This window comes from Micromonospora sp. NPDC049580 (genome assembly GCF_040675595.1).
Classification (GTDB): Bacteria; Actinomycetota; Actinomycetes; order Mycobacteriales; family Micromonosporaceae; genus Micromonospora.
On record NZ_JBFAPG010000401.1, the window covers coordinates 1 to 5,853 of the forward strand.

Sequence of the window (5,853 nt, forward strand, 5' to 3'; positions counted from 1 at the left end):
CTTGCGGCCCGCTTGTGTTGCGTGGGTTGAAGCAGAGCAAAGGGCGATCCGACCTACTCCGGCGCCGGAATCGGCGCGTGTTCAAGCGATGAATCCTCCTCTCAGGCCGCCAGGTCCAGGTCCCGGCCGGCAGGCACCTGCGGCACGGAACCCGCCGGGGTCATGGTGGGGACCGGCCGCAGCCTGGTCCGCGTCGGGACAACCGGCATCAGGTGTACGGCAGACTCGGCGGCCCGGGCCAGCAACCGCCGGTCGGCGTCGCCAGCCGGGTGCAGCGCGGCGGCGATCGTCACCGAGACCACCAGTTGCCGCGCCGCGACCACCCGAGCGACCGAGCGCAGCAGGGTGTCCGCGCCGAGGAAGGCGGCGACCGTCGTGACCGCGCCGGTGGCGTCGCACCGGTACCCGAGCCGCAGCGGCACCACCGGGCTGCCCGCGTCGACGGCGGCCTGGAACATCGCGGGCCGGAAGCCGCCCCCGGGGCGGCACCCGTCCGCGCCGTCCCCGGCACACCAGGTCGTACCCTCGGGAAACACCGCGACCGACCGGCCGGCGCGCAGCGTGTCGGCGAGCCGGTGCACGGTGGCCGGCAGCGCCCGCGGCCGGGACCGGTCCACGAAGACCGTGCCCGCCGCCGCAGCGAGCAGCCCGACCACCGGCCAGGACCGGATCTCCCGCTTCGCCACCATGCGGGTGGGCGCGACCGCCAGGACGGCGAGGATGTCCAGCCACGAGACGTGGTTGGCGACCAGCAGCGCGCGCCGCCGGGGCAGCCGACCCCGGATCACCAGCCGGACGCCGAACGCGCGAACGGTGCCGCGGGCCCAGCCGCGCAGCACCGCCTGCCGCTCACGTGCCGGCAGCACGGGCAGCAGCACCGCCACTCCCACCCCGGCCAGCAGCATCCCGCTCGCCGCGACCAACCGGAGCACCCGGCGAACCACCGGCACCGTGGGCACCTCGCCGGCCGCCGGCAGGCAGTCGTCGTCGCAGCCCGAGAAGGGCCGCCACAGGTCCCGCGCTCCGAGGGTCACCGCTGGTCCCCGCCCAGGAAGTGCCGCAGGTAGCGCGGGTTCATCCGGTCCAGGGAGAAGAGCACGTAGAAGTCCGCGCACCCGAAGTCGGGGTCGTACGCGGGCTCACCACAGATCCACGCGCCGAGCCGCAGGTAACCACGCAGCAGCGGCGGCACCGCCACGCGAGCGGCCGGGTCGGTGGCCGAGGACGGGGCTGCCAGGGCGGCGGCCGGCTCGGCGAACCACGGGCGCAGTGGGCGCACCCGCAACGGCGGGGGCGACAGGTGCCGGGCCTGGGCCTGGGCCCACACCCCGGCGACCGTCCGACCACCGTCGTCGACCGGCACCGAGGCGCAGCCGCCGAGCCAGCGGGAGCCGCGCAGGTGCAGGTAGCGGGTGAGCCCCGCCCACATCAGGTTGATCACCGCACCGGAGCGGTGGTCCGGGTGCACGCAGGACCGACCCGTCTCGACGAGGTCGTCGCGCAGTGGGTCCAGCGCGCCGAGGTCGAACTCGTCGTCGGCGTACCGCCGGCCGGTACGCCCCGGCGGCAGCAGCCGGTACGTGCCGACCACCTGCCCGGTGCTGTCCTCGCGGACGATGAGGTGGTCGCAGTGGGCGTCGAAGGGGTCCACGTCCAACCCGGCGCCGCCGGGTGCGAGGGTGGCACCCAACTCGGTGGCGAACACCTCGTGACGCAGGCGTTGCGCGGCCGCGACCTGGGTGGGGTCGTCGGCAATCAGCAGGGTGTATCCGCTGGTCGTCAGGGGTGCGCCAGCGACATGCAGAACGGCCATGGGATCTGTGTAGGTGCCCCGGGTTGCCATCGGATCGCACCACTGGTGTCGATCGGATGAACGCCGGCCGGCGGATGCCTCCGACCCGGTCCGTGCGAGGCTGCCCAGCGGGCCGGCGACGGCGCCGCCCCACGCCACACGGAGGTCGCCCATGCGCATCGAGTCCCGCTACAACGGGCCCACCGGCTCGGGCAACGGCGGCTGGAGCGCCGGCCTCTTCGCCGCCGCCGCCGGTGGATCCGGACCGGTGGAGGTGACGCTGCGTCGGCCACCGCCGCTGGAGACGGCGCTGAGCCTGGTCGACGGCGAGGTCCGGGACCCGGCCGGCGAGCTGGTGGCCGAGGTTCGCCCCGCCGGTGCCGTGGACGCCGTCGCGCCGCCGGTCGACCGGGAGACGGCGGTGCAGGCGTCGACCCGCTACCCCGGGTTCGTCGAGCATCCGTACCCCGAGTGTTTCGTCTGTGGTCCGCGCCGGAACGACGGGTTGCGGATCTTCCCCGGCCGGTTGCCGGACGGCCGGACCGCCGCGCCGTTCCGCGCACCCGAGCAGGTCAGCGATGCCACGGTCTGGGCCGCGCTGGACTGCCCCGGCGGCTGGACGGTGCTCGCGCCGGGCCGCCCGTACCTGCTCGGCCGGATCGCCGCGGTGGTCACCGCCCGGCCGGCGCCGGGCGACGAGTGCGTGGTGACCGGCGCGCTGATCGGGGTCGACGGCCGCAAGGCGCTTGTGCACACCAGCCTGTACGGCCCCGGCGGCGCGCTGCTCGGCGCGGCCCGGGCCACCTGGATCGCCCGCTGAGGCCCCGCCGTCGTCCGCAGGGAGGAGACGACTCCACCCCAAGGGGGACCACGCCGTAGGGACCGAGCCTGATTGACCTTGTTGCTCGGTACCGTCACGCTGTGCCACGGCGTACCTCGACGCCACACGGGAGGAGAACGATGACTGACGGGCAGCGAAGCCCCACCAGCGACGGTCAGATCGTGGTGTCCGGTCTGACGAAGCAGTACAAGAACGTGCGGGCGGTGAACAACCTGTCCTTCACCGTGGCACCGGGGCGGGTGACCGGCTTCCTCGGCCCGAACGGCGCCGGTAAGACCACCACGCTGCGCATGCTGCTCAACCTGGTCACGCCGACCGGGGGCACCGCCACCATCAGCGGGCAGCGCTACGCCGATCTCGCCGACCCGCTGCGGCACGTCGGCGCGATCCTGGAGGCGTCCAGCGCGCACAAGGGCCGCACCGGCATCAACCACCTGCGGGTGATCTGCGCGGCGGCCGGCCTGCCCAAGTCCCGGGCCGACGAGGCGCTGGAGCTGGTCGGGTTGACCCCGGCGGCGAAGCGCAAGTTCAAGGGCTACTCGCTGGGCATGAAGCAGCGGCTCGGTATCGCCGCCGCGATGCTCGGTGACCCGCGGGTGCTGATCCTCGACGAGCCGGCCAACGGGCTGGACCCGGAGGGCATCCGGTGGATGCGCGGGTTCCTCAAGAACCTCGCCCACGAGGGCCGCACGGTGCTGGTCTCCAGCCACCTGCTGTCGGAGATGCAGCTGCTCGCCGACGACGTGGTGATCATCGCGGCGGGCCAGCTGGTCCGGCAGGGTCCGGTCGAGCAGGTGCTCGGGTCGATGGCGCAGGGCGCCCAGGTCCGGGTCCGCACCCCGCAGGCCGAGGCGCTGACCACCGCGTTGAAGGCGCAGTCGGCCACGGTCGACACCGACGAGCAGGGCATCCTGCTGGTCTCTGGGGTGGACGCCCCGACGATCGGCCGGGCCGCCCTGGCCGCCGGTGTGGAACTGCACGAACTGACCACCGAACGGCCCGACCTGGAACGGGTCTTCCTGGAGCTGACGGCCGGAAAGGCGGGCATCCGATGAACCTCGTCCGATCCGAGTTGCTCAAGATCCGTACCACCAACACCTGGTGGGTCTTCGCGCTGATCAGCCTGCCGCTGTGGGCGCTCACGCTGCTCATCAACTGGTTGCAGGCCGACGCGTTGACCAGCAACAACCTCGGCGAGGTGTCGGGCGAGCAGGCGGACCAGATCGCTGCGGCGGCCACCCCGGACGCGCTCTCGTCGAACCTGTTCACCACCGGGCAGTTCTTCGGCCTGCTGATCGTGATGCTGCTCGGCATCATCGTGGTGACGAGCGAGTTCTTCCACCAGACGGTCACCACCACGTTCCTGACCAACCCGCACCGCACCGCGGTGATGATCGCCAAGCTGGTCGCGGCGGGTGTGCTGGCGCTGCTGTTCTGGCTGGTCACCACCGTGTTCAACCTGATCGCCGGCTCGGCGGTGCTGAACGCCGTCGGGGTGGACTCACAGTTGGGCAACGACGCGGCCTGGCGGGCGATCGGGTTGAACCTGCTCGCGTACCTGCTCTGGGCGGTGTTCGGCGTCGGCATCGGCGTGCTGATCCGCAGCCAGATCGGCGCCACCGTGACCGGCATCCTGCTCTACCTGGGCGGCTCGATCGGCGCCATCCTGGTGATCACCATCCTGGCCAACCGGTGGGGTGACTGGATCAACAACCTGCAACTGCTGGTGCCGTCGCTGGCCTCGTCGCTGATGGTCACCGGGGCGGACATCCCGGGTAACCCGCCGCGCTGGGCGGGCGCCGCCGTGCTCATCGGGTACGCGGTGGTCACCGGCGTGGTCGGCACCCTGCTGATGCGTCGGCGCGACATCTCCTGACCGACGCGAGTTCCGGGGTGGCGGCGGCACGGCCGCCACCCCGGGCCGGCTCCGGCCCCGCCGGGCTGCCGGCACCTCACCCGCCCGGGCAGCCCCGGCCGCCGCTGATCGGAATGCACTGGGTGACCACCGGGTCGGGCTCCTGGTCGGCGGGAATGTGCCCGGTCAGCCCACTGGTGGTCAGGCTGGAGACCAGGGCGACCGCCACGTACAGCAGCACCGTCCCGCCGAGCGCCCCGGCGAAGTGCCGACGCCAGAGGGCCTCCCCGGCCAGCAACAGGCCGAGCACCGGAAGCACCGCGTTGAGCACGAGCCCGGTCGTCAGCAGGGCGTCCGTGGTCACGCCGAACGCCTGCGCCTCGTCCGCGCTCGGCGTGTACGGCCTGGCCACGCGCCGGATCAGGCCCACCAGCAGCAGGAACGGCACCCCGTAGAGCCAGGCGAAGAAGAGCCCGCCGAGGCCGAGCCGCTTCACGAGCGACCCAGGTACACGGCGGCGCAGACCCCGACGCTGAGCGCCGCGGCCGTGGTGCCGGCGAGCACCGCCGAGGGGACGAGTCGGACGACCAGCGCGGTCACCAGCGCCGTCACGACCAGCAGCCCGAGGAGCACCGGCGTGCCCCACACCAGAGCGACGAACACCAGCGACTCGCCCGGCGACAGGCAGCTGAACCAGGCCGCGCAGTCGTCGTGCGGCGCGCTCGGCACGCTCGTCGTGCCCACCGCCATGGCCGCGATCGCGGTGACGTACCAACCGGACGCCACCGCCATGCTCCGGCCGTAGCGCCCCCGTACCCCGTCATGATCCATGCGCCCGATCGTCGCGGACGGCGTTGGCCCGGGACATCCGTACCGGTACTCAATCTGGCGGTACCAGCCGTACCAGCCGGCGACGGGTCGCGCAGGGGTTGGTGAACTTCTGGCATCTTCTGTGAAACCGGCCACCCGACCGAGGCGGAAATGCCGCCGGGATCCGTACGGCGTAGCCTGGGAGTCGTCCTGTCCGTGGTCCATCAACTGGACGCGACGGACACCGCGTGACACATAAACCCGCGTGAAAGAGGCGATTACCGGCCGTGTCGACCCAGCAGACTTCGCAGGAGAACCCACTGGCGGGTTTCGGCCCGAACGAGTGGATCGTCGAGGAGATGTACCAGCGGTACCTCGCCGACCCAACGAGCGTCGATTCGGCCTGGCACGACTTCTTCGCCGACTACCGGCCGGCGCCCGGCGCCGGCACACCGCGCAGGGCTGAGACGTCGGGCAAGCCCGCCGCCGCGCCCGAGCCGGACGGCCAGCCGGAGCCGGCGGCCACGGTCAGCCAGCCCAGCGCCCCGGCGAAGC

8 protein-coding genes are annotated in these 5,853 nt (G+C 72.8%); 4 read left to right on the forward strand and 4 right to left on the reverse strand.

Going from position 1 to position 5,853, the window contains the following annotated elements; translation table 11 throughout:
• Positions 1-101: 101 nt before the first annotated feature.
• Positions 102-1,034: a lysophospholipid acyltransferase family protein gene (locus tag AB0J68_RS25175; RefSeq protein WP_363940645.1), complete on the reverse strand. Its 933-nt coding sequence runs from the start codon at positions 1,032-1,034 to the stop codon at positions 102-104.
• Complete coding sequence (locus AB0J68_RS25180) at positions 1,031-1,813, reverse strand: GNAT family N-acyltransferase (protein ID WP_363940646.1); 783 nt, start codon at positions 1,811-1,813, stop codon at positions 1,031-1,033. Before AB0J68_RS25180 ends, AB0J68_RS25175 begins: the two co-directional genes overlap by 4 nt.
• Positions 1,814-1,964: 151 nt before the next feature.
• On the opposite strand from AB0J68_RS25180, the gene AB0J68_RS25185 reads away from it, so the two are divergent.
• The 3 genes from AB0J68_RS25185 to AB0J68_RS25195 all read left to right on the forward strand — a co-directional run bounded on the left by AB0J68_RS25185 (position 1,965) and on the right by AB0J68_RS25195 (position 4,509).
• Positions 1,965-2,612, forward strand: a complete 648-nt coding sequence (locus AB0J68_RS25185) for a hypothetical protein (RefSeq protein WP_363940647.1) — start codon at positions 1,965-1,967, stop codon at positions 2,610-2,612.
• Between the two features lie 140 nt (positions 2,613-2,752).
• Positions 2,753-3,688, forward strand: a complete 936-nt coding sequence (locus AB0J68_RS25190) for an ABC transporter ATP-binding protein (RefSeq protein ID WP_363940648.1) — start codon at positions 2,753-2,755, stop codon at positions 3,686-3,688.
• The gene (locus tag AB0J68_RS25195; RefSeq protein WP_355063631.1) at positions 3,685-4,509 is read left to right on the forward strand and encodes an ABC transporter permease; all 825 of its coding nucleotides are present in this window, start codon (positions 3,685-3,687) and stop codon (positions 4,507-4,509) included. Before AB0J68_RS25190 ends, AB0J68_RS25195 begins: the two co-directional genes overlap by 4 nt.
• Before the next feature lie 76 nt (positions 4,510-4,585).
• Here the strand turns inward: AB0J68_RS25195 and AB0J68_RS25200 are convergent, their stop codons facing one another.
• Positions 4,586-4,984 carry a hypothetical protein gene (locus AB0J68_RS25200; protein ID WP_363940649.1) on the reverse strand — a complete coding sequence of 133 codons (399 nt, stop codon included), beginning with the start codon at positions 4,982-4,984 and terminating at the stop codon, positions 4,586-4,588.
• Positions 4,981-5,319 carry a hypothetical protein gene (locus tag AB0J68_RS25205; RefSeq protein ID WP_363940650.1) on the reverse strand — a complete coding sequence of 113 codons (339 nt, stop codon included), beginning with the start codon at positions 5,317-5,319 and terminating at the stop codon, positions 4,981-4,983. The genes AB0J68_RS25200 and AB0J68_RS25205 overlap by 4 nt, the downstream gene beginning before the upstream one ends.
• 266 nt (positions 5,320-5,585) lie before the next feature.
• On the opposite strand from AB0J68_RS25205, the gene AB0J68_RS25210 reads away from it, so the two are divergent.
• Positions 5,586-5,853 (forward strand): hypothetical protein (locus tag AB0J68_RS25210; RefSeq protein ID WP_363940651.1); only part of this gene is annotated, 268 nt, incomplete at its 3' end.

Coding starts and splice junctions, on each gene's coding strand:
- AB0J68_RS25195 (WP_355063631.1), top strand. CDS start 3,685: ATGAACCTCGTCCGATCCGAGTTGCTCAAGATCCGTACCACCAACACC.
- AB0J68_RS25205 (WP_363940650.1), bottom strand. CDS start 5,319: ATGGATCATGACGGGGTACGGGGGCGCTACGGCCGGAGCATGGCGGTG.
- AB0J68_RS25190 (WP_363940648.1), top strand. CDS start 2,753: ATGACTGACGGGCAGCGAAGCCCCACCAGCGACGGTCAGATCGTGGTG.
- AB0J68_RS25185 (WP_363940647.1), top strand. CDS start 1,965: ATGCGCATCGAGTCCCGCTACAACGGGCCCACCGGCTCGGGCAACGGC.
- AB0J68_RS25180 (WP_363940646.1), bottom strand. CDS start 1,813: ATGGCCGTTCTGCATGTCGCTGGCGCACCCCTGACGACCAGCGGATAC.